Consider the following 22,060-nt stretch of genomic DNA (forward strand, 5'->3'; position numbering starts at 1 on the left):
GCGTCTATGCGCTATGTAAGGTTCCCTGCGCCAGGCCAATTAAAAAGGCGAACTCCAGCGCGACGCCTTCGTAGGATTTAAACCGCCCCGACTTACCACCGTGCCCGGAGTCCATATCCGTACATAACAGCAGCAGACGTTGGTCCGTTTTTAGCTCGCGTAATTTTGCCACCCACTTCGCCGGTTCCCAGTATTGCACCTGGGAATCGTGCAATCCTGTCGTCACCAGCAGGTGCGGATAGTCCTGCGCTTTGACATTGTCATAAGGACTATAGCTTTTCATATAGTCATAATACTCACTATCCTGCGGGTTCCCCCACTCTTCAAACTCTCCTGTCGTTAGTGGGATCGACTCATCCAGCATCGTGGTTAATACATCAACAAAGGGTACCTGGGCAATAACGCCGTGGAAAAGCTCGGGGCGTTCGTTGATAGCGACGCCCATTAGCATTCCGCCCGCGCTCCCGCCCATCCCATAACACAGCGACGGTGAACCGTAACCCAGTTTTAATAAGGCATCGCAGGCATCAAGATAGTCATTAAAAGTATTCCGCTTTTTGAGGAATTTACCATCTTCATACCACTGCTGCCCCAGCTCACCGCCGCCGCGAACGTGTACGATTGCGTAAACAAAGCCACGATCCAGCAAGCTCAGTCGGCTGCTGCTGAAGTCGGCGTCAATACTGGAACCGTAAGATCCGTAGCCGTAAACCAGAAGCGGATTTTGCCCTTTACGAAAATACTTCTGATGATAAACCAGCGATACCGGCACTTCGACGCCGTCGCGTGCGGTGATCCACAGGTGTTCGCTCTGATAACAGCCAGAATCAAACCCAGGCACTTCCGTCTGTTTAAGTACCCGTCGTTCTCCGGTATCCATATCCAGTTCAAACAAGGTATCTGGCGTCGTCATTGAAGAATAGCCGTAACGCAGCCGGGAGGTCTCAGGTTCGGGATTATAGGCAAGCCACGTCACGTAAGCCGGATCGTCAAAGGCAATGCCTATCACCTCACGGGTTTTACGGTTAATTTGCCGCAGGCTGGTTAGCCCCCGTTGACGCTCTTCGACCACTAACCAGTCGGTAAACAGGGTAAACCCTTCCAGCATAATATGCTCGCGCGGAGGGATCAGCTCTTCCCAGGCGTTTTCATTGCGCACGCGGGTACGGTACAACCCAAAGTTTTTACCGTTCCGGTTAGAACGCAGGTAAAACTTATGTTGATAGTGATCGAGACTATATTCATGGTCTTTGCGGCGCGGTAAAAATGAAAACGGCTCGGCATCGGCCAGTTCCGCGTCAAGTAATAGCACTTCGCTAGTGGTGGCGCTGGCAAGATGAATCACCACATAATGCTGCGAAGTGGTTTTATGCAGGCTGACATAAAAGGTATCGTCTTTCTCCTCATATACCAGTTCATCTTGCGATGACGGAGTGCCAATCGTGTGCCGCCAAACCTGATAGGGCAGCAGCGTCTTCTTATGCTTACGCACATAGTAAAGAGTCAGGGAATCATTGGCCCAGACAAATTCAGGCGCAACGTTATCCAGCAGTTCCGGATACCAGTTACCGCTTTCGAGGTTACGAAAACGCAACCCATACTGACGACGGGATAAATAATCTTCCGCCAGCGCCATGATGGTATTATCCGGCGTAATGGCAAGTCCGCCGAGCGTATAAAATTCGCTGTGCGCGGCCCGCTGGTTCGCATCGAGCAAGGTTTCCCACACATCCCACTCTTCGCTTAACGCCGATTGTCGTTGATAGATGGCATATTCGCAGCCGGGTTCATAGATATAACGGTAGCGATAGCCGTTTTTCACATACGGAGCGGAAACTTCTCTGGGCGGGATGCGATCGATAATTTCTTTTAGAATGCGGTCCTGTAACGCCTGCTGAGAGGACATGACCTTCCGGCCATACTCATTTTCCTGATGCAGGTAATCAAGGACTTCCGGCTGCGAGCGAGTGTCATCTCGCAGCCAGTAATAATTATCAATGCGCGTATCGCCATGTACGGTCATGGCATAGGGAATTCGATTGGCTTTTGGCAACATGTCGTTTTTTCTTTTGCGTTAATATTTGTTATATATCACGCGGCAAACACAGCGGCGTAGCATGGTAGTCCCGGTCGCTCACCTCGGTAAGCGCCTGAGATGTCACTGCTTCGCCGCTATCCTGCAACATGAATGACGTAAACTATCCATCCTATAAGGGTGGCAAAAGACACGCATGATGCAAGCGAAACATGTTACTTAATGGCAGGTTATCAGCCTGGTAGCGCCTGTTTTTGCTGCTGCAAGTCCTGCTCGATACCGTCCCGAACCTCCTGAGGAATTTTTAGCGCGTCTCCTAACGCATTCAGATAGCTACGTTCCATAAAGTGGTCAATATCAATGGCGGCGCAGCTCAGGAAGTAGATTTCCAGGGCTTCTTCTTCATTGCGAACGCCCTGTGCCAGACGTTGTGGATCAAGCGGCTGCTCAATAGCTTTCTCGATAAACACACGCCCTTGCTCTTCTACACCTGATTCTCGCAGTTGGTGCTCAATCGCCGCGCGTTCTTTGGCATCAATATGCCCATCGCTTTTTGCAGCAAAAACCAGCGCCAGGATCAGTCGCTCAGTGCGAACATCCAGCGGCGTACTTTGGCTGCCGAATTGCGGCTCCCCCTGATGCGCAGCGCGTACTTTATCTTTGTACTTATTCCACAATACGGAACCCGCCACCGCGCCGCCGCCCACCAGCAAAGCGCCAGTACCGTATTTGGTTAATAATTTGCGCGAAGACTTATTGGCGACCAACAGTCCAGCCAGACCGCCCAGCGCGCCGGGAACCAGCAGTTTATTTAACCCATGTTCACCGGAAGGCGATGCGGAAGCGCCTTTTTGCCCAAGAAGTGATTGTAATTGGTTCAACCAGTTAGCCATAGTACCCCTCAAATACAGACCAATAATGGTCAAGCGTACCTGAGGGGATGTCAGGAATTGTCTGTTCCGGCAAAAGAAGCGCAAATTACGCTGCTAGCGGGGCTTATATTCCGCCTTGCCGACTTTGCAATCAACGATGACCTGATAATGAATATCGGCGCTTTTACCGCGAACAGTTAGCGGAACTGTCCATTTATCATTTTGACCTACAACGTCCTGCACATTAACCCACGCGACCGGGTCAGCCTGCCCGACCTTTTTTTGGTCGTCTGCCCACCGCACGATACGATTTTGCTGGTAGTCGCGCTTCACGCTTGCCGCAATCCCGGCGGCATCCAGCCCTTCGCACTGCGGAAACTTAACCGATTTACTCTCGGTGGATGCCGCAAATGCCGATACGCTGGCGGATAACAACAGCAGGCTCAACAACGCTCCTCTTTTATTCATACTTTTCTCCTTAGCACAATGATTCAGGAAAAGCATGGTACAAAACGCCGGGAGCGCAAGTGTGGGTTCAGGCGGCTTGCTTTTTCGTTTTACTCACGGCGTCCTTTTCAACCGCCTGCGGAGAAGGCAACTTACCGGTTTTGAGGATAGTGCTTAACACCTCTTTATGTTCCGCCAGCCACAGCGACAACGCTTCGCGCTGCCCATCTTCCAGCACGACTGGCGACTGCCCAAGCCAGGTATCAAGAAGATCGGCAGTATCGAGCATTTTATCCCAGGCGTCGGCTTCCTTTTTACTGGTAAATGACATCTTCTCCTCACCCTCGCGAATGACTACGTATTTAACTTCAACCGCCATTTTGCAGCCCCTTATTTACCTGTATTTATATACAGTATATTACAAGGCAGCAAGAAAAGCAATCTATTCGAAAAGACATACGCAAACGTTTTCGTATATACTGCGCGCAGGTAAATAAGGGGACAGAAATATGACGCTATTAGGCACTGCGCTGCGTCCGGCAGCAACGCGGGTGATGTTATTAGGGGCAGGAGAATTGGGAAAAGAGGTGGCGATTGAATGCCAACGCCTGGGGATCGAGGTTATCGCCGTCGATCGCTATCCTGATGCTCCCGCCATGCATGTGGCTCACCGTTCACACGTCATTAATATGCTGGACGGCGAGGCGCTACGTCATGTGATTACAGTGGAAAAACCGCATTATATCGTGCCGGAAATAGAAGCGATCGCCACCGATACGCTGCGTGAACTGGAGGGCGAAGGACTGAATGTCGTGCCTTGCGCTCGTGCAACGCAGCTCACGATGAACCGCGAAGGGATCCGTCGCCTGGCCGCAGAAGAATTAGGTCTGCCGACATCGACGTATCGCTTTGCCGACAGTGAGGCCAGTTTTCATGATGCGGTAGCCGCAGTGGGTTTTCCTTGCATCGTCAAACCGGTCATGAGCTCTTCCGGCAAAGGCCAGAGCTTTATCCGCTCGGCCGAACAGCTCGCGCAGGCATGGGAGTATGCTCAACAGGGCGGACGCGCTGGCGCGGGTCGCGTGATTGTGGAAGGCGTGGTTAAATTTGATTTTGAAATTACGCTGCTCACCGTTAGCGCCGTCGATGGCGTGCATTTCTGCGCGCCGGTCGGTCATCGTCAGCAAGATGGCGACTATCGCGAATCCTGGCAGCCACAGCAGATGAGTGAACTGGCGCTGAAGCGGGCGCAAGAGATTGCCCGTCATGTGGTACTGGCGTTAGGCGGTCATGGTCTGTTCGGCGTTGAACTCTTCGTCTGTGGCGATGAAGTCATTTTCAGCGAAGTCTCCCCTCGCCCGCACGATACCGGAATGGTCACGTTGATTTCTCAGGATCTCTCTGAGTTTGCGCTGCATGTGCGCACCTTTCTGGGAATGCCCGTAGGCGCTATTCGCCAGTATGGTCCTGCTGCCTCGGCCGTGATTCTGCCGCAGCTTACCAGTCGAAATGTGACGTTTGATAATGTACACGCGGCGGTAGGAGCCGGAGTACAGGTACGGCTGTTTGGTAAGCCTGAGATCGACGGCACCCGTCGTCTTGGTGTAGCGTTAGCGACAGGTGAAAACGTTGAAGAAGCGGTGATAAGAGCGAAAAAGGCCGCCAGCCGCGTGACGGTAAAAGGCTAATGCGTCATCGCCTGATGGCGACGTTAGCGCATTTTTATCAGGCCTGCCAGATCGCCACTCGTAAGCCCGATAAGCAAGCGCCATCGGGCATTTAACGGCTTACTGCTTCGCGCCTTCTACCGCTTCGCGCGCCAGTTTGGTGATGCGATCGTAATCACCCGCTTCCAGCGCGTCGGCCGGCACCAGCCAGGAACCGCCGATGCACAATACGCTTTTCAGCGCCAGATAGTCACGATAGTTTGCCGGAGAGATGCCGCCAGTTGGGCAGAAACGCACCTGAGAGAACGGACCGGCAATCGCCTGCAACGCTTTAGTGCCGCCATTCGCTTCCGCCGGGAAGAATTTGAACTCTTTCAGACCATAGTCCATGCCCAACATCAGCTCAGAAACGGTGCTAATACCGGGAATCAATGGGATAGTGCCTGCCGTCGCGGCTTTCAGCAGTGGCTCAGTCAGTCCCGGGCTAATCGCAAACTGCGCGCCCGCTTCCGTCACCTCCGCCAACTGCTGCGGATTGAGAACGGTTCCGGCGCCGACAATCGCTTCCGGCACGTCTTTAGCGATAGCGCGAATAGCATCCATCGCGCAGGCCGTACGTAAAGTCACTTCCAGAACGCGAACGCCCCCGGCCACCAGCGCTTTAGCCATCGGCACCGCGTGCTCCAGTTTATTGACTACAATGACCGGGACAACCGGGCCGGTGGTCAGGATTGCTTCTGCACTTGTTTTCCAGTTTTTCATCGGAATTCTTCTCTCGCCTGATTACTAGTGTGTCATCTTAAAAAGTGATACAGGTTGCGCCCTGCTCCGCACCCGACAGCTTTTCGCGCAGCGCGCCAAACAACTCACGCCCCGTTCCGACGCGCGACGCGCTCAGGTCCGGAATATGAGGCTGACGAGCGGCAAGTTCCGCCTCGTCGACCAGCAGAGTTAACTCACCTGTCTGCCCATTCACGCGAATGATGTCGCCATCGCGCACTTTTGCCAGTAAGCCGCCATCGTAGGCTTCCGGCGTTACGTGGATAGCTGAAGGCACTTTACCCGAAGCGCCTGAAAGTCGTCCATCAGTAACTAACGCGATTTTGAAACGGCGGTCCAATAATACACCAAGTGGCGGCATGAGTTTATGTAATTCTGGCATTCCATTCGCTTTTGGTCCCTGATGACGCACGACAACGACACAATCCCGGTCAAGCAGGCCCGCGTCAAACGCAGGCAGCACATCATGCTGACTTTCAAATACCATGGCAGGCGCTTCAATGATCTGGTTTTCAACCGGTACCGCAGACGTCTTCATTACTGCGCGCCCCAGATTACCGCTTAGCACCTTAGTACCGCCGTGAGGAGAGAACGGCTTATCAAAAGAGGCAATGACATCGTTATCCAGTGACCTTTCCGCGCCTTCACGCCAGTCCAGCTCGCCGTTGTTGAGCCAGGGCTCCAGCGTATAGCGTTTCAGGCCGAAGCCTGCGACAGTGTTAACGTCTTCGTGCAACAATCCGGCATTGAGCAGCTCACGCATCAATACCGGTACGCCGCCCGCCGCCTGGAAGTGGTTAATGTCCGCCGGACCGTTCGGGTACAGACGCGCCATCAACGGAACCACTTCCGACAAATCCGAGAAGTCATCCCAGTTGATCAGAATGCCCGCCGCGCGCGCCATTGCAACCAGATGCATGGTGTGGTTGGTGGAACCGCCGGTAGCCAGCAGCGCGACAATGCCGTTCACCACGACTTTTTCGTCGATCATTTTACCGAGCGGCATCCACGTATTGCCGTTGCCGGTAAGACGTGTTACCTGACGTGCGGCAGCGGCAGTCAATGCCTCGCGCAGCGGCGCATCCGGATGCACAAACGAGGAACCCGGCAACTGCATTCCCATAAACTCCACCACCATCTGGTTGGTGTTGGCGGTGCCGTAAAATGTACAGGTGCCCGGCGCATGGTAAGAGGCGGCTTCTGACTCCAGCAGCGCCATTCTGTCTACTTTTCCTTCCGCATATAGCTGACGAATACGGACTTTTTCTTTATTCGGCAGGCCGCTCGCCATCGGGCCTGACGGAACAAAAATCGCGGGTAAATGACCAAAAGAGAGCGCGGCCATCGCCAGCCCCGGAACGATTTTGTCGCATACGCCGAGGAATAACGTGCCGTCAAACATATTGTGAGAGAGGCCTACTGCTGCCGACATCGCTATCACTTCGCGGCTGAGTAATGACAACTCCATGCCATCCTGCCCTTGCGTAACGCCATCGCACATTGCCGGTACGCCGCCTGCGACCTGACCTACCGCATTCACGGAATGCAGGGCCTGACGAATAATTTCCGGATAATGTTCATACGGTTGATGCGCAGAGAGCATGTCATTGTAGGAGGTGATGATGGCGATATTATTGCGCAACATACTTTTCAGCGAGGCTTTGTCCTCTGGCTGACAGGCGGCGAAGCCATGCGCCAGGTTGCCGCAGGCCAGTTGAGATCGGTGGACCGTGGCGGTTTTCGCCTGCTCAATGCGGGCAAGATAGGCTTTTCGGGTCTGCTGCGAGCGTTCGACAATGCGCTGTGTTACGCGTAACAAATTAGGATTCATAGAGGCTCCTGAAATTTATCTGTCCGGCTACCGGGTTTACCATGCGTTTCATCAATGTGGAAAGACAGTGAAATACATGATGTCCGGTGATAATGGGGCAAAATCGTTTCAGGCAGTGTAATAAAAAAAGCCTCGCAGGTGAATCCACACGAGGCTTAAAAGTGCAAAAATGATTCTACAATCTGTGTTAGATCATGTTACCGGTAAAATACCACCTAAGAGTGAGTGGTAAATTTACTCAAACTCATTCCACGAACGACCGTCACGGGTAATCATCGCCACGGACGCTACCGGTCCCCAGGTGCCCGCCTGATACGGCTTCGGCGCGTCGTTGTCCATCGCCCATGCTTCGGTAATGGAGTCCACCCACTTCCAGGCTTCTTCCACTTCGTCACGGCGGACAAACAGCGCCTGAATGCCACGCATCGTTTCCAGCAGCAGGCGCTCATATGCATCCGCCAGGTGCGTCTGATTAAAGGTCTCGGAGTAGCTCAGATCAAGCTTCGTGATCTGCAGATTATGCTTATGATCCAGCCCCGGTACTTTGTTAAGCACCTGAATATCTACGCCTTCATCCGGCTGCAGGCGAATCGTCAATTTGTTCTGCGGCAGGTCTTGCCAGGACTCTTTAAAGAGGTTCAGTTCAGGCGTCTTGAAATAAACCACGACTTCAGAGCACTTGGTTGGCAGACGCTTGCCGGTGCGCAGATAGAATGGCACGCCCGCCCAACGCCAGTTATCGATGTCGACGCGGATCGCGACGAAAGTTTCGGTGTTGCTGCTTTTATTCGCGCCCTCTTCTTCCAGATAGCCCGGCACCTTTTGCCCCTGCGCAAAGCCCGCGGTGTATTGACCACGAACCGTTTTTTCACGCACGTTGGAGCGATCAATCCGGCGCAGCGATTTCAACACTTTGACTTTTTCATCGCGAATACTGTCGGCGCTCAGGTCAGACGGCGGTGACATGGCAATCATGCAGAGAATTTGCAGCAAGTGGTTCTGGATCATATCGCGCATCTGACCGGCCTGGTCAAAGTATCCCCAGCGCCCTTCAATCCCCACCTCTTCCGCTACGGTAATCTCAACGTGATCGATAGTGCGGTTATCCCAGTTATTAACGAATAACGAGTTGGCAAAACGCAGCGCCAGCAGGTTGAGAACCGTTTCTTTGCCCAGATAGTGGTCGATACGATATACCTGGCACTCTTCAAAGTATTCGCCGACCCGATCGTTAATCTCACGCGAGGTCGCCAGCGAAGTACCCAACGGTTTCTCCATCACGACACGCGCCGGTTTGGCGTTGAGTTTAGCCTCCCCTAACCCTTTGCAAATAGCGCCAAACGTGCTGGGCGGCATCGCAAAATAGTTAATGGTGGTACGGTTTTTTTGATCCAGCATATCGCCCAGGCGACTGAACGCAGGCGTATCGTTAACGTCAAGATTACAAAAATCCAGACGGCCGCTCAGCGTATCCCACAAGCCTTCATCAATTTTTTCCTTCATGAAGGTTTCCAGCGCCTCACGCACGACGTGGGTATAAGCTTCTTTATCCCAGTCCGCGCGCCCCACCCCAATGATCCGGGTATCCGGATGGATCTGGCCGGCTTTCTCAAGCTGATACAGGGAAGGCAGCAGTTTCCGGCGCGCCAGGTCGCCTTTCGCGCCGAAAATGACCAGGTCACATGCCTGGGCTGTTTGCGTTACCGCCATGTCATTCTCCTCAGTTAATCTCCTGGTACTTTAGCCAGGATATCGTTGTAATTTTATTACACAGCACTGTACTGCTTTTACGAGATTACGGAAACCGTAAACGCCTTTTCATAGGTGAACCGGCGTTTGATTGGCAATATAATCGGCAAAACGCCTAATAAAATTGTCGCTTTTCCACACAAGCTGGAACTTAAAATCCGACGTCGGTCATGTAATGAAAAAAAACGACACCTTTTTTAGCCATTTTGCCCCCTTTGACAGCCGCCAGGAGTAATATCTAACAAAACGCGCTCGGTTTCGCGCATCATTGAAATCGCTAATACCCATGAGCCTTGCTAATCATGAATATGCTGGAAAAAGTCCAGTCTCAACTGGAACATTTAAGCAAATCTGAACGAAAAGTCGCCGATGTTATTCTGGCCGCCCCAGGCAGATCGATTCACTTAAGCATTGCCATGCTGGCCCAGGAAGCTAACGTTAGCGAGCCAACGGTGAACCGTTTCTGTCGCAGCATGAATACCCGCGGCTTTCCTGATTTTAAACTGCATCTGGCGCAAAGTCTGGCAAATGGCACCCCCTATGTTAATCGCAATGTGGATGAAGATGACAGCGTTGAGGCCTATACAGGAAAAATCTTCGAGTCCGCCATGGCCAGTCTCGACCATGTTCGTCAGTCGCTGGATAAATCGGCCGTCAACCGCGCCGTCGATTTACTGACCCAGGCAAAAAAAATCGCCTTTTTTGGTCTTGGTTCCTCCGCCGCGGTCGCGCATGACGCCATGAATAAGTTTTTTCGCTTCAATGTGCCGGTGATTTACTCCGACGATATCGTGCTGCAACGGATGAGCTGTATGAATTGTAACGATGATGACGTCGTGGTGCTCATTTCGCATACTGGCAGAACCAAGAGCCTGGTGGAACTGGCGCAGTTGGCGCGGGAAAACGATGCGATGGTGATCGCCCTGACCTCCGCTGGAACGCCGCTGGCGCGCGAAGCCACGCTGGCCATTACCCTCGACGTACCGGAAGATACAGACATTTATATGCCCATGGTCTCTCGACTTGCTCAGCTGACCGTGATAGATGTGCTGGCAACGGGATTTACTTTGCGTCGCGGGGCAAAATTCAGAGATAACTTGAAGCGTGTCAAGGAAGCGCTCAAGGAATCGCGTTTTGATAAAGAATTACTCATCAGGAGTGATGACCGCTAAAAGCAATAACAATGTTCTACCCTTTTCGTCATCCGGGGACGTTCATTTTATACCGTTAAGGTTTCAGAACGACCGGATCAATGTTCACGCAACACCAAGTTGTTTTAGTCAACGGAGTATTACATGTCCAGAAGGCTTCGCAGAACCAAAATCGTTACCACGTTAGGCCCGGCAACTGACCGCGATAACAACCTTGAGAAGGTTATCGCCGCGGGCGCAAACGTAGTACGTATGAACTTCTCTCACGGCTCGCCGGAAGATCATAAAATGCGTGCTGATAAAGTCCGTGAGATTGCCGCCAAACTGGGGCGTCATGTGGCTATTTTAGGCGACCTGCAAGGGCCAAAAATTCGCGTTTCCACTTTTAAAGAAGGCAAAGTGTTCCTCAATATCGGGGACAAATTTCTGTTAGACGCTAACCTGGGTAAAGGTGAAGGCGACAAAGAAAAAGTCGGCATTGATTACAAAGGGTTGCCGGCAGATGTCGTTCCTGGCGATATCCTGCTGCTTGACGATGGTCGAGTGCAGTTGAAAGTGCTTGAAGTCCAGGGCATGAAAGTCTTTACCGAGGTCACCGTCGGCGGTCCGCTGTCTAACAATAAAGGCATTAACAAGCTCGGCGGCGGGCTTTCTGCTGAAGCGCTGACCGAAAAAGACAAAGCCGATATTCAAACCGCTGCGCTGATAGGCGTTGACTATCTGGCTGTCTCCTTCCCGCGCTGCGGCGAAGATCTGAACTATGCACGCCGCCTGGCGCGCGACGCCGGCTGCGACGCGAAAATTGTGGCTAAGGTCGAACGCGCCGAAGCGGTATGCGATCAAAACGCCATGGACGATATCATTCTGGCCTCTGACGTTGTGATGGTCGCACGTGGCGACCTGGGCGTTGAAATCGGCGATCCGGAGCTGGTTGGTATCCAGAAGGCGCTGATTCGCCGTGCGCGTCAGCTAAACCGCGCAGTCATCACCGCAACGCAGATGATGGAGTCGATGATCACCAACCCGATGCCGACCCGTGCGGAAGTGATGGACGTGGCGAACGCCGTCCTGGATGGCACGGATGCGGTTATGCTGTCTGCCGAAACCGCAGCCGGTCAGTATCCTTCTGAAACCGTTGCCGCAATGGCGCGCGTCTGCCTGGGCGCAGAAAAAATCCCCAGCATCAATGTGTCTAAACACCGTCTCGACGTGCAGTTTGACAACGTTGAAGAAGCCATTGCCATGTCTGCGATGTATGCGGCAAACCATCTGAAAGGCGTTACCGCGATCATCACCATGACGGAATCCGGTCGTACCGCGCTAATGACTTCCCGTATCAGCTCCGGCCTGCCGATTTTCGCCATGTCGCGCCATGAACGCACGCTGAACCTGACCGCGCTCTACCGCGGAGTAACGCCGGTGCATTTTGATAGCGCGGCTGATGGCGTTGTCGCGGCGCATGAAGCTGTTAATCTGCTGCGCGATAAAGGGTATCTGGTTTCCGGTGACCTGGTTATCGTGACTCAGGGCGATGTCATGAGCACCGTCGGCTCAACCAATACCACGCGTATTTTGACCGTTGAGTAAAACTCCCCCACACCTGTTCATCAGGTAGTACAGGGTTTGTCAGCATAAAGCCTCTCTTACGAGAGGCTTTATTTATTTGATGGGATAAAGATCTTTACGCTTATACGGCTGAATCTCGCCTGGCTTGCGGGTTTTGAGCAGCTTCAGGATCCAGGTGTACTGTTCCGGATGCGGGCCGACAAAAATTTCGACCTCTTCGTTCATCCGTCTGGCGATAGTGTGGTCGTCAGCCGTGAGCAGATCGTCCATCGGCGGGCGAATCTGGATAGTCAGGCGATGCGTTTTACCATTATACACCGGGAAAAGCGGTATCACGCGTGCGCGGCACACTTTCATCAGCCGACCAATCGCAGGCAGCGTCGCTTTGTATGTCGCAAAGAAATCAACGAATTCACTATGCTCCGGGCCGTGATCCTGGTCCGGCAGGTAGTAGCCCCAGTAGCCCTGACGAACAGACTGAATAAAGGGTTTAATCCCGTCATTACGCGCATGCAAACGTCCGCCGAAACGCCGACGCACGGTGTTCCAGATATAATCAAAAACCGGATTACCCTGATTATGAAACATCGCCGCCATTTTTTGCCCCTGAGAGGCCATCAGCATGGCCGGAATGTCGACGCCCCAGCCATGCGGAACGAGAAAAATGACTTTTTCGTCGTTACGACGCATCTCCTCAATGATTTCCAGACCTTCCCAGTCAACACGCTGTTGAATTTTTTTCGGACCGCGCATCGCCAACTCAGCCATCATCGCCATTGCCTGTGGCGCGGTGGCGAACATCTCATCGACAATCGCTTCGCGCTCAGCTTCGCTACGCTGCGGAAAGCACAACGACAGATTAATTAGCGCCCGTCGACGAGAACTCTTCCCCAGCCGTCCGGCAAAACGCCCCAGCGTCGCCAGCAAAGGGTCGCGGAATGATGCCGGTGTTAATGCGATCCCCACCATTGCCGCCGCGCCCAACCAGGCGCCCCAATACTGCGGATAGCGAAAGGATTTTTCGAACTCAGGGATATACTCACTATTATTTTTTTTGGTTTCCATGCTTTTCCAGGGTCTGCTGACGCGAAAAGGAATTGTGAATAGTGTAGCGACGTCTGCGTCTCACACAAAACAAAAAAGCCGGCACACATCGCGTACCGGCTCTGTCAGCGCATTTGTTAATCGAAGCGCAGTTGTGGCAGAACCTCTTTCACCTGTGCCAGGTATTCACGACGATCTGACCCCGTCAGACCTTCCGTGCGCGGCAATTTTGCTGTCAGAGGGTTAACGGCTTGCTGGTTTATCCATACCTCATAATGCAGATGCGGCCCTGTGGAACGCCCGGTGTTACCAGAAAGCGCAATGCGATCGCCACGTTTCACTTTTTGCCCCGGTTTTACCAGCAGCTTACGCAAGTGCATGTAACGTGTGGTGTAGGTGCGTCCATGACGAATCGCAATGTAGTAACCGGCAGCGCCGCTACGTTTAGCGACCACGACCTCGCCATCCCCCACCGACAGCACTGGCGTACCCTGCGGCATCGCAAAGTCAACGCCACGATGCGGCGCAACGCGTCCGGTAACCGGGTTCAGACGGCGCGGATTGAAGTTGGAGGAGATGCGGAACTGTTTGGCGGTCGGGAAGCGTAAAAAGCCTTTCGCCAGGCCAACACCGTTACGGTCATAGAATTTACCGTCAGCGGCGCGAATGGCGTAGTAATCTTTACCATCGGAACGCATCCGCACGCCCAACAACTGACTCTGTTCACGCTTGCCATCCAGCATCTCGCGCGACATCAGAACCGAAAATTCATCGCCCTTTTTCAGCTTGCGAAAATCCATCTGCCACTGCATGGCTTTTATCACTGCGCTGATTTCGCTGCTGGTTAAACCGGCCTCTTTCGCGCTGGCGACAAAGCTACCCCCTACCGTACCTTTCAGCAGACTGTTGACCCAGTCCCCCTGCTGCATTTCACTGCTCATTTTAAAACCGTTGGCAGTGCGATCGTAGGTACGCGTTTCACGGCGGGAGACTTCCCATGTCAGACGCTGTAAATCGCCATCGGCGGTCAGTGTCCAGGAAAGCTGTTGGCCAATTTTCAGATTGCGCAGCTCCTTATCAGAAGCGGCAAGTCGGCTAATATCGCTCATATCGATGCCGTACTGATTCAGAATGCTGCTTAACGTATCGCCTGTGGAGACGACGTATTCATGGACGCCGACTTCGCCTGCGGTTTTATCGTCCAGCTCATCCTGAGGAATAGCTTCATCTTCCTGCGCGGCCTGATCAATGGGTTCGCTGGCCTCCGGTAAGAGGGAACGAGTCTCGCTTTTCTCCAGTTCAATAGTTTTAACGATTGGCGCGGATTCTGGGTGGTAAACATAGGGCCGCCATACGGCGACGGCCAGTGTCAGAACGGTAAGTGACCCCAGCATAACGCGGTGGGGTCGGGGCAGATTATTAAATGCCAGGGCGACAGAGCGGGCTATCTGTTGCACGTATTCACTTCCTCGTTAATCTCCTTTCAGGCAGCTCGCATACTGGTTGGCTAATTGGCTTAAAAACGCTGAATAGCTTGTTTTACCCAGTTTAATGTTCGTCCCGAGGGGGTCCAGTGTTCCCATTCGAACGGATGTCCCTCTCGCCACGGCTTCCACGACCGCTGGCCTGAATTGTGGCTCAGCAAAAACGCAGGTTGCTTTTTGCTCAACCAACTGTGTTCTTATTTCATGTAAACGCTGCGCGCCAGGTTGTATCTCAGGGTTCACGGTAAAGTGACCGAGCGGGGTGAGTCCGTAGTGTTTTTCGTAGTAACCGTAGGCGTCATGAAAAACGAAATACCCTTTCCCCTTGAGCGGCGCGAGCTCGTTACCGACCTGTTTATCGGTTGCGGCTAATTGTGCCTCAAAATCCTTCAGGTTGGCGTCGAGTTTGGCTCGACTTTGCGGCATAAGTTCCACTAATTTTTCATGGATTGCAACCGCTGTAGCCCGCGCTATCTCTGGGGAGAGCCAAAGATGCATGTTATATTCGCCGTGATGGTGATGTACGTCACCTTTTTCCTCATCGGCACCCGTATGCGCATGTTCATCCTCATCATCATCCGCGCCCTTCATGAGTAACGGTTTCACATCGGCAAGTTGCGCAATGGTAACCTGCTTATTATCAGGAATATTCCTGACCGACTTCTCCATAAAGGCTTCCATTTCCGGGCCAACCCAGACGACTAAGTCCGCGCCCTGTAAGCGTTTTACGTCTGATGGACGCAATGAATAATCATGCTCGGAAGCCCCATCCGGAAGTAATACTTGCGTATCCGTAACGCCATCAGCAATGGCGGAAGCGATAAACCCAAGCGGTTTAAGCGAAGCGACAACGGCGGCGTCGGCAGCCTGGGTTGCACTCCCCCAAAGCGCGGCGGATAATGCTGCGAAAAGAAGCGTATTTTTCTGTAACATAATGCGACTAATCATCGTAATGAATGTGTGAAATGTGATATTATAACATTCTATCACTTCTGCAAGCCTAAAATTAACATGACAAGTTTAGTTTCACTGGAAAACGTCTCGGTCTCATTTGGTCAACGCCGCGTCCTCTCTGACGTGTCGCTTGAATTGAGCCCCGGAAAAATTTTAACGCTCCTCGGTCCTAACGGCGCGGGGAAGTCAACGCTTGTACGCGTGGTTTTAGGACTGGTAGCCCCTGATGAAGGGGTGATCAAGCGCAACGGGCAACTCCGTATCGGCTATGTCCCGCAAAAGCTCTATCTCGATACCACGCTTCCGCTGACGGTAAACCGATTTTTACGCTTACGTCCCGGCACGCAAAAAACGGATATTCTCCCGGCGCTTAAACGCGTTCAGGCCGGACATTTGATTGACGCGCCCATGCAAAAACTCTCCGGCGGTGAGACACAGCGCGTACTGCTGGCGCGTGCTCTGCTTAACAGGCCGCAGTTGCTGGTACTTGATGAGCCGACGCAAGGCGTGGATGTCAACGGCCAGGTCGCGTTATACGACCTTATCGATCAGCTGCGCCGTGAACTCGATTGCGCCGTGCTGATGGTGTCGCATGACCTACATCTGGTCATGGCAAAGACGGATGAAGTGTTATGCCTGAACCATCATATTTGCTGTTCCGGCGCGCCGGAAGTGGTGTCTATGCATCCGGAATTTATCTCTATGTTTGGCCCGCGAGGCGCGGAGCAATTAGGGATTTATCGCCATCATCATAATCATCGCCACGATTTACAGGGTCGTATTGTACTGCGCCGGGGAAATGGTCACTCATGATTGAATTATTACTGCCCGGCTGGCTGGCCGGGATGATGCTGGCGTGCGCCGCTGGTCCTTTGGGCTCATTTGTGGTCTGGCGTCGGATGTCCTATTTTGGCGATACGCTGGCTCACGCGTCGCTTCTGGGCGTGGCTTTTGGCCTGTTGCTGGACGTTAACCCCTTTTATGCGGTAATCGCCGTTACGCTGCTGCTGGCCGCCGGTCTGGTATGGCTGGAGAAACGCCCTCACCTCGCGATTGATACCTTACTGGGCATTATGGCGCACAGCGCCTTATCTTTAGGACTGGTCGTGGTCAGCCTGATGTCCAACGTTCGCGTTGATTTAATGGCTTATCTGTTTGGCGATTTGCTGGCCGTCACGCCGGAAGATCTTATCTCGATCGCTATTGGGGTCGTTATTGTGCTGGCCATTCTCTTCTGGCAGTGGCGCAACTTGCTGTCAATGACTATCAGTCCGGATCTTGCCTTTGTCGATGGCGTGAAGTTACAGCGCGTGAAGCTGCTATTGATGCTGGTAACGGCGTTAACTATCGGCGTAGCGATGAAGTTTGTCGGAGCGCTGATCATTACGTCGCTACTGATTATCCCCGCCGCAACCGCGCGTCGCTTTGCCCGTACGCCAGAGCAGATGGCGGGCGTCGCCGTTGGTGTAGGTATGATAGCGGTTACAGGTGGACTGACCTTCTCAGCCTTTTATGATACCCCGGCAGGGCCATCCGTAGTGCTGTGTGCCGCGCTGCTGTTTATCTTCAGTATGATGAAAAAGCAGGCAAGCTAAGCGTGTGTTGCCCGGTGGCGCTGCGCTTACCGGGCCTACAAAATCGCCCAGGTCTGATGAGCGCAGCGACTTCAGGCGCTAAGGCATCTCTGGCGGCGTGATCCCGAAATGGTTCCAGGCGCGCACCGTTGCCATACGCCCACGCGGCGTGCGCTGCAAAAAGCCTTGCTGAATCAGATACGGCTCCAGCACATCCTCAATGGTTTCACGCTCTTCGCCAATCGCCGCCGCCAGGTTATCCAGTCCCACCGGACCACCGAAGAATTTATCAATAACCGCCAGCAGCAGCTTGCGATCCATATAGTCAAACCCTTCCGCATCGACGTTCAGCATATCCAGCGCCTGCGCGGCAATTTCCGCTGAAATAGCCCCGTCATGCTTCACCTCGGCGAAATCACGCACACGTCTGAGCAGGCGGTTGGCTATACGCGGCGTACCGCGCGCCCGACGCGCCACTTCCAGCGCGCCGTCATCGCTCATCTCAAGCCCCATGTGCCTTGCGCTGCGCCCGACGATGTGCTGCAGATCGGGCACCTGGTAGAACTCCAGGCGCTGCACAATACCAAAACGGTCACGTAGCGGCGAGGTCAGCGAACCTGCTCGCGTCGTCGCGCCAATGAGCGTAAACGGCGGCAGATCGATTTTAATTGAACGTGCAGCAGGCCCTTCGCCAATCATAATATCCAACTGGTAATCTTCCATCGCCGGATAGAGTACCTCTTCCACCACCGGTGAAAGCCGGTGAATCTCATCAATAAACAGCACATCATGCGGTTCAAGATTGGTGAGCATAGCCGCCAGATCGCCTGCTTTTTCCAGCACCGGGCCGGACGTGGTTCGGAGATTGACGCCCATTTCATTGGCAACGATATTCGCCAGAGTCGTCTTACCTAACCCTGGCGGGCCGAAAATCAGCAAGTGATCTAGTGCGTCGCCACGCCGTTTTGCCGCCTGAATAAAGATCTCCATCTGGGAGCGCACCTGCGGTTGGCCGACATATTCCGCCAATAACTTTGGGCGAATGGCGCGATCGGCGACGTCTTCTGCGATCGTGGCGCCTGCTGAAATCAGGCGATCTGCTTCTATCATCCTTTACCTCATAACGCGGCGCGTAACGCGTCGCGAATCAGTGTTTCACTGCTTGCATCCGGACGGGCGATCTTGCTTACCATCCGACTGGCTTCTTGCGGTTTATAACCCAGCGCCACCAGCGCAGCAACTGCTTCTTGCTCAGCATCTTCCGAGGTTGGGCTGGCCGGCGACGTCAATACCAGATCGACCGCTGGCGTAAAGAGATCGCCATGTAGCCCTTTAAAGCGGTCTTTCATTTCGACAATCAGCCTTTCGGCGGTTTTCTTGCCGATACCCGGCAACTTCACCAGTGCGCCAAGCTCTTCGCGCTCAACCGCATTCACAAACTGCTGCGCCGACATGCCGGAGAGAATCGCCAGCGCCAGCTTAGGCCCGACGCCATTCGTTTTAATTAGCTCTTTAAACAGCGTGCGCTCTTGCTTATTGTTGAATCCGTACAACAACTGCGCATCTTCACGCACCACAAAGTGGGTGAAGACGATTGCCTCCTGCCCGGCCTCCGGCAGCTCGTAAAAGCAGGTCATAGGCATATGTACTTCATAGCCTACGCCCCCTGTCTCCAGCAGCACGATCGGGGGTTGTTTTTCGAGAATAATGCCTCTGAGTCTGCCTATCACATGACGCTCCTGCGTAAAGGGCTGAAAAGATAATGCACTATCATAAAAAAAGACTGGATGTTTATCCAGATGAAAAACACGTATCCCGATATTTCTCTACTCCGACAACCCGCGATAGCTAACGACGGGTACGCTCCCCGCTGCGTACAAAATAAGTCGTACACTCATTGACAACTTTTTGCGTCCTACGCGAACAACTTTTTGCCAACATGCCGTGGCGCACGTTCGGTACGTCTTCAATAATGAGTATCCTGATAACACTAATAATGTATCCAGTACGAATGCCAACAGCGGAACATCGGGGCCCCAAAAAAACAGACCCGAGAATAGATGTAATAATATTAACTACTAGCGCTGAATTTAATCGCATGTTGTTTTATCTTCGCGCACAACAGATTTTAATTCACCATGACACAATAAATATTGTGCAAACTCATTTTTCATGCCATCGAAATTCACGGCAGGTATCCCTTCTGAATAATTATAATAAATATTCACATACTCTTCGCTACTAAAAAGTGCCTGTCGTTTTGCTGCTAACCCACGGCCTTTTGCTGCAATATACTGGAAGCAGTGGCCGCTGGCGCCACAGCTCCGCCCATCATCAACAATATATATATCGGCAGCGTTAAACAGCTGTTCCAGCCAGCACTGGCGAATCGTTCCGGCCGCACAAACCAAAAATAATGATGCGCTAATCATCCACCCGGATTTTTTTACCGATGTCATAGCCAGGAAAGCCATAAAGCACGCTGCCTGCAGGCACAAAACCAGTTCTTTATTCCCTGCAACCAAATGCCACTGGTTAAATACTAAGGTAATGAAAACTGAACTCAATGTTGCCAACAGTCTGGTTCTGAACCGCCTGGCAGGGAGAAGTAAAAATAATAATGAAATCGTCCCTGGCTTTAATAAAAAAACAACGGTATTAGCCTCTGCCATATCAATACTCAAACAATAACAAAAACTAATAAACAGATGAAAGATAATAGCAACAAAAACATAAGAAAAATAAAACATCCAACCTATTCTCATTGGTCTATCATCAACCACGTCATACTCCCTGTCAATATGAGAGATCAGATGATGAGAAATTTACCACCTTAATTCCCCTCAGATATATTTGCGACATTAATTCCAATAAATGAAATATTCACCATACATATTTCGATGACACTAAGGCATGTCATTTATCTGGTATAATGCTAACTACCCTGTAGAATAAATAAAAGGAATTTATTTCAAATAATGGAATGCAGAGATGAAAAAACATTATCCTGTCCAATATGAAACCGGGGATATCGTCTTTACCTGTATAGGTGCCGCGCTTTTCGGCCAGATATCCACCGCTTCACAGTGCTGGAGCAACCATGTTGGGATTATTATTGGTCATAATGGTGATGACTATCTGGTGGCGGAAAGTCGCGTCCCCCTCTCAACCGTCACCACGCTGTCACTGTTTATACAACGTTCAGCCGGACAACGTTACGCGGTTCGTCGCCTGTGCGGCGGCCTGACGGTCGAGCAGAAACTCGCCATCATGGAGCAGGTTCCCGCCCGGCTGAATAAGTTTTATCACACGGGGTTTAAATACGAGTCATCGCGCCAGTTCTGCTCGAAATTTGTGTTTGATATCTATAAAGAAGCATTGTGTATTCCGGTAGGCGATATTGAGACATTCGAAGAATTACTTCACAGCAATCCTGATGCGAAACTCGCCTTCTGGAAGTTCTGGTTTTTAGGTTCAATCCCGTGGGATCGTAAGACGGTGACGCCAGCCAGCCTGTGGCAACATTCCAATTTAGAATTAATTAGCGCCTGTGGAATTGAAACCCCTCAACGCGAGGCTGAGGGAGAATGATTTAGCGCAACCTTCCCCGCGCCAGATTGAGTCGGCTCTCGCTCATTTGCATCGCGTTCTGGCTAACGTGGCAATGCGTAATGGCGATAGCCAGCGCATCTGCGGCATCGGCCTGCGGGTTAGCGGGCAGTTTGAGCAACGTGCGCACCATATGCTGAACCTGGCTTTTTTCCGCGCTACCAATACCGACGACGGTTTGCTTCACCTGACGCGCCGCGTATTCAAACACAGGCAGTTCCTGGTTGACCGCGGCGACAATCGCGACGCCGCGCGCCTGTCCCAGCTTGAGGGCTGAATCGGCGTTCTTCGCCATAAACACCTGTTCGATAGCAAAATAGTCCGGCTGGAACTGCGTGATGATTTCCGTCACGCCTGCGTATATGAGCTTCAAACGAGACGGCAAATCATCGACTTTGGTACGAATACATCCGCTGCCCAGATAGGTCAGTTGTCTACCTACCTGGCGGATAACGCCATAACCGGTAATGCGCGAGCCGGGGTCAATACCGAGAATAATCGACACGCTATACCCCTTGCCCGCCGGCGTTTAACAGCACCATTACAGGGTCGCCGCCACCTCATCAGAGATCTCACCGTTATGGTAGACTTCCTGAACATCGTCACAGTCTTCCAGCATATCGATCAGACGTAGCAGTTTCGGCGCGGTTTCCGCATCCATATCCGCTTTGGTTGACGGGATCATGGACACTTCGGCGCTGTCCGCTTTCAGACCCGCCGCTTCCAGCGCGTCACGCACTTTGCCCATCTCTTCCCAGGCAGTGTAAACATCAATCGCGCCATCATCATAGGTCACAACATCTTCCGCGCCAGCTTCCAGAGCGGCTTCCATGATGGTGTCTTCATCGCCTTTCTCAAAGGAGATGACCCCTTTCTTACTGAACAGGTACGCCACTGAACCATCGGTACCCAGATTACCGCCGCACTTGCTGAAAGCATGACGCACTTCCGCTACGGTACGGTTACGGTTGTCACTCAGACACTCAATCATAATGGCCGTGCCGCCAGGACCATAACCTTCATAGATGATGGTTTCCATGTTTGAGTCTTCATCACCACCCACACCGCGAGCGATGGCACGGTTCAGAGTGTCGCGGGTCATGTTGTTGGCCAGCGCTTTATCTACAGCCGCGCGCAGACGCGGGTTGGCATCCGGATCGCCGCCGCCCAATTTAGCTGCCGTTACCAGTTCACGAATAATTTTAGTGAAGATTTTACCGCGCTTGGCATCCTGCGCAGCTTTACGATGTCTGGTGTTGGCCCATTTACTATGACCTGCCATAAATATTTCCTCAAA

General features: G+C 52.6%; 21 protein-coding genes. 6 read left to right on the forward strand and 15 right to left on the reverse strand.

Annotated elements, in window-relative coordinates; all coding sequences use genetic code 11:
- Positions 1-4 precede the first annotated feature (4 nt).
- From ptrB to yebG, 4 genes are all read right to left on the reverse strand, one after another.
- The gene (gene ptrB, locus ACLD3P_RS06950) at positions 5-2,056 is read right to left on the reverse strand and encodes an oligopeptidase B (RefSeq protein ID WP_001604737.1); all 2,052 of its coding nucleotides are present in this window, start codon (positions 2,054-2,056) and stop codon (positions 5-7) included.
- 212 nt (positions 2,057-2,268) lie between these two features.
- Positions 2,269-2,928 (reverse strand): tellurite resistance TerB family protein, encoded by a 660-nt coding sequence (locus ACLD3P_RS06955; RefSeq protein ID WP_000024703.1) that lies wholly within the window; start codon positions 2,926-2,928, stop codon positions 2,269-2,271.
- 93 nt (positions 2,929-3,021) lie between these two features.
- Positions 3,022-3,375, reverse strand: a complete 354-nt coding sequence (gene yebF / locus ACLD3P_RS06960) for a protein YebF (protein WP_411006457.1) — start codon at positions 3,373-3,375, stop codon at positions 3,022-3,024.
- 67 nt (positions 3,376-3,442) lie between these two features.
- A complete protein-coding gene (gene yebG, locus ACLD3P_RS06965; protein WP_131046098.1) occupies positions 3,443-3,733 on the reverse strand; it encodes a DNA damage-inducible protein YebG in 291 nt (96 codons plus the stop codon).
- 130 nt (positions 3,734-3,863) lie between these two features.
- Here yebG and purT point away from each other — a divergent pair, with 130 nt between their 5' ends.
- A complete protein-coding gene (purT, locus tag ACLD3P_RS06970) occupies positions 3,864-5,042 on the forward strand; it encodes a formate-dependent phosphoribosylglycinamide formyltransferase (RefSeq protein ID WP_131046100.1) in 1,179 nt (392 codons plus the stop codon).
- Between the two features lie 99 nt (positions 5,043-5,141).
- On the opposite strand, the gene kdgA is transcribed toward purT, so the two are convergent.
- From kdgA to zwf, 3 genes are all read right to left on the reverse strand, one after another.
- Positions 5,142-5,783 (reverse strand): bifunctional 4-hydroxy-2-oxoglutarate aldolase/2-dehydro-3-deoxy-phosphogluconate aldolase, encoded by a 642-nt coding sequence (gene kdgA / locus ACLD3P_RS06975; RefSeq protein WP_000800494.1) that lies wholly within the window; start codon positions 5,781-5,783, stop codon positions 5,142-5,144.
- Positions 5,784-5,820: 37 nt separating this feature from the next.
- On the reverse strand, positions 5,821-7,632 hold the full coding sequence (edd, locus tag ACLD3P_RS06980; RefSeq protein ID WP_023196805.1) for a phosphogluconate dehydratase: 1,812 nt from the start codon (positions 7,630-7,632) through the stop codon (positions 5,821-5,823).
- Between the two features lie 234 nt (positions 7,633-7,866).
- Positions 7,867-9,342, reverse strand: a complete 1,476-nt coding sequence (gene zwf / locus ACLD3P_RS06985; RefSeq protein ID WP_000301711.1) for a glucose-6-phosphate dehydrogenase — start codon at positions 9,340-9,342, stop codon at positions 7,867-7,869.
- A 341-nt stretch (positions 9,343-9,683) separates the two neighbouring features.
- On the opposite strand from zwf, the gene ACLD3P_RS06990 reads away from it, so the two are divergent.
- Positions 9,684-10,553, forward strand: a complete 870-nt coding sequence (locus ACLD3P_RS06990) for a MurR/RpiR family transcriptional regulator (RefSeq protein ID WP_001056719.1) — start codon at positions 9,684-9,686, stop codon at positions 10,551-10,553.
- 123 nt (positions 10,554-10,676) lie between these two features.
- Positions 10,677-12,119 carry a pyruvate kinase gene (gene pyk, locus ACLD3P_RS06995; protein WP_000091156.1) on the forward strand — a complete coding sequence of 481 codons (1,443 nt, stop codon included), beginning with the start codon at positions 10,677-10,679 and terminating at the stop codon, positions 12,117-12,119.
- A gap of 72 nt (positions 12,120-12,191) precedes the next feature.
- On the opposite strand, the gene lpxM is transcribed toward pyk, so the two are convergent.
- The 3 genes from lpxM to znuA all read right to left on the reverse strand — a co-directional run bounded on the left by lpxM (position 12,192) and on the right by znuA (position 15,559).
- Positions 12,192-13,163, reverse strand: a complete 972-nt coding sequence (gene lpxM, locus ACLD3P_RS07000) for a lauroyl-Kdo(2)-lipid IV(A) myristoyltransferase (protein ID WP_411006456.1) — start codon at positions 13,161-13,163, stop codon at positions 12,192-12,194.
- Positions 13,164-13,279: 116 nt separating this feature from the next.
- A complete protein-coding gene (gene mepM / locus ACLD3P_RS07005; RefSeq protein ID WP_001184030.1) occupies positions 13,280-14,599 on the reverse strand; it encodes a murein DD-endopeptidase MepM in 1,320 nt (439 codons plus the stop codon).
- 15 nt (positions 14,600-14,614) lie between these two features.
- On the reverse strand, positions 14,615-15,559 hold the full coding sequence (gene znuA, locus ACLD3P_RS07010; protein ID WP_000939597.1) for a zinc ABC transporter substrate-binding protein ZnuA: 945 nt from the start codon (positions 15,557-15,559) through the stop codon (positions 14,615-14,617).
- 78 nt (positions 15,560-15,637) lie between these two features.
- On the opposite strand from znuA, the gene znuC reads away from it, so the two are divergent.
- Together znuC and znuB are read left to right on the forward strand one after the other, a co-directional pair.
- Positions 15,638-16,393 carry a zinc ABC transporter ATP-binding protein ZnuC gene (znuC, locus tag ACLD3P_RS07015; RefSeq protein WP_000203023.1) on the forward strand — a complete coding sequence of 252 codons (756 nt, stop codon included), beginning with the start codon at positions 15,638-15,640 and terminating at the stop codon, positions 16,391-16,393.
- The gene (gene znuB / locus ACLD3P_RS07020; RefSeq protein ID WP_000571508.1) at positions 16,390-17,175 is read left to right on the forward strand and encodes a zinc ABC transporter permease subunit ZnuB; all 786 of its coding nucleotides are present in this window, start codon (positions 16,390-16,392) and stop codon (positions 17,173-17,175) included. The genes znuC and znuB overlap by 4 nt, the downstream gene beginning before the upstream one ends.
- A 78-nt stretch (positions 17,176-17,253) precedes the next feature.
- Here znuB and ruvB read toward each other — a convergent pair whose 3' ends face one another.
- From ruvB to ACLD3P_RS07035, 3 genes are all read right to left on the reverse strand, one after another.
- Complete coding sequence (ruvB, locus tag ACLD3P_RS07025) at positions 17,254-18,264, reverse strand: Holliday junction branch migration DNA helicase RuvB (protein WP_000568508.1); 1,011 nt, start codon at positions 18,262-18,264, stop codon at positions 17,254-17,256.
- Positions 18,265-18,272: 8 nt separating this feature from the next.
- Positions 18,273-18,884, reverse strand: a complete 612-nt coding sequence (gene ruvA, locus ACLD3P_RS07030) for a Holliday junction branch migration protein RuvA (protein WP_000580335.1) — start codon at positions 18,882-18,884, stop codon at positions 18,273-18,275.
- A 360-nt stretch (positions 18,885-19,244) separates the two neighbouring features.
- A complete protein-coding gene (locus ACLD3P_RS07035; protein ID WP_172957600.1) occupies positions 19,245-19,937 on the reverse strand; it encodes a hypothetical protein in 693 nt (230 codons plus the stop codon).
- A gap of 208 nt (positions 19,938-20,145) precedes the next feature.
- On the opposite strand from ACLD3P_RS07035, the gene ACLD3P_RS07040 reads away from it, so the two are divergent.
- Positions 20,146-20,745 (forward strand): YebB family permuted papain-like enzyme, encoded by a 600-nt coding sequence (locus ACLD3P_RS07040; protein WP_131046101.1) that lies wholly within the window; start codon positions 20,146-20,148, stop codon positions 20,743-20,745.
- Position 20,746: 1 nt separating this feature from the next.
- Here ACLD3P_RS07040 and ruvC read toward each other — a convergent pair whose 3' ends face one another.
- Together ruvC and ACLD3P_RS07050 are read right to left on the reverse strand one after the other, a co-directional pair.
- Complete coding sequence (gene ruvC / locus ACLD3P_RS07045) at positions 20,747-21,268, reverse strand: crossover junction endodeoxyribonuclease RuvC (protein ID WP_000022509.1); 522 nt, start codon at positions 21,266-21,268, stop codon at positions 20,747-20,749.
- 36 nt (positions 21,269-21,304) lie between these two features.
- On the reverse strand, positions 21,305-22,045 hold the full coding sequence (locus tag ACLD3P_RS07050; protein ID WP_000907242.1) for a YebC/PmpR family DNA-binding transcriptional regulator: 741 nt from the start codon (positions 22,043-22,045) through the stop codon (positions 21,305-21,307).
- Positions 22,046-22,060 lie beyond the last annotated feature (15 nt).

Origin of the sequence: Salmonella sp. 741265073_HBA (assembly GCF_046569105.1) — a bacterium.
GTDB lineage: Bacteria > Pseudomonadota > Gammaproteobacteria > Enterobacterales > Enterobacteriaceae > Salmonella > Salmonella enterica.

Excerpts from the sequence above, each read along its gene's own strand:
- ptrB (WP_001604737.1), bottom strand. The coding sequence starts at position 2,056 with ATGTTGCCAAAAGCCAATCGAATTCCCTATGCCATGACCGTACATGGC.
- ACLD3P_RS06955 (WP_000024703.1), bottom strand. The coding sequence starts at position 2,928 with ATGGCTAACTGGTTGAACCAATTACAATCACTTCTTGGGCAAAAAGGC.
- yebF (WP_411006457.1), bottom strand. The coding sequence starts at position 3,375 with ATGAATAAAAGAGGAGCGTTGTTGAGCCTGCTGTTGTTATCCGCCAGC.
- yebG (WP_131046098.1), bottom strand. The coding sequence starts at position 3,733 with ATGGCGGTTGAAGTTAAATACGTAGTCATTCGCGAGGGTGAGGAGAAG.
- purT (WP_131046100.1), top strand. The coding sequence starts at position 3,864 with ATGACGCTATTAGGCACTGCGCTGCGTCCGGCAGCAACGCGGGTGATG.
- kdgA (WP_000800494.1), bottom strand. The coding sequence starts at position 5,783 with ATGAAAAACTGGAAAACAAGTGCAGAAGCAATCCTGACCACCGGCCCG.
- edd (WP_023196805.1), bottom strand. The coding sequence starts at position 7,632 with ATGAATCCTAATTTGTTACGCGTAACACAGCGCATTGTCGAACGCTCG.
- zwf (WP_000301711.1), bottom strand. The coding sequence starts at position 9,342 with ATGGCGGTAACGCAAACAGCCCAGGCATGTGACCTGGTCATTTTCGGC.
- ACLD3P_RS06990 (WP_001056719.1), top strand. The coding sequence starts at position 9,684 with ATGAATATGCTGGAAAAAGTCCAGTCTCAACTGGAACATTTAAGCAAA.
- pyk (WP_000091156.1), top strand. The coding sequence starts at position 10,677 with ATGTCCAGAAGGCTTCGCAGAACCAAAATCGTTACCACGTTAGGCCCG.
- lpxM (WP_411006456.1), bottom strand. The coding sequence starts at position 13,163 with ATGGAAACCAAAAAAAATAATAGTGAGTATATCCCTGAGTTCGAAAAA.
- znuA (WP_000939597.1), bottom strand. The coding sequence starts at position 15,559 with ATGTTACAGAAAAATACGCTTCTTTTCGCAGCATTATCCGCCGCGCTT.
- znuC (WP_000203023.1), top strand. The coding sequence starts at position 15,638 with ATGACAAGTTTAGTTTCACTGGAAAACGTCTCGGTCTCATTTGGTCAA.
- znuB (WP_000571508.1), top strand. The coding sequence starts at position 16,390 with ATGATTGAATTATTACTGCCCGGCTGGCTGGCCGGGATGATGCTGGCG.
- ruvB (WP_000568508.1), bottom strand. The coding sequence starts at position 18,264 with ATGATAGAAGCAGATCGCCTGATTTCAGCAGGCGCCACGATCGCAGAA.
- ACLD3P_RS07040 (WP_131046101.1), top strand. The coding sequence starts at position 20,146 with ATGAAAAAACATTATCCTGTCCAATATGAAACCGGGGATATCGTCTTT.
- ACLD3P_RS07050 (WP_000907242.1), bottom strand. The coding sequence starts at position 22,045 with ATGGCAGGTCATAGTAAATGGGCCAACACCAGACATCGTAAAGCTGCG.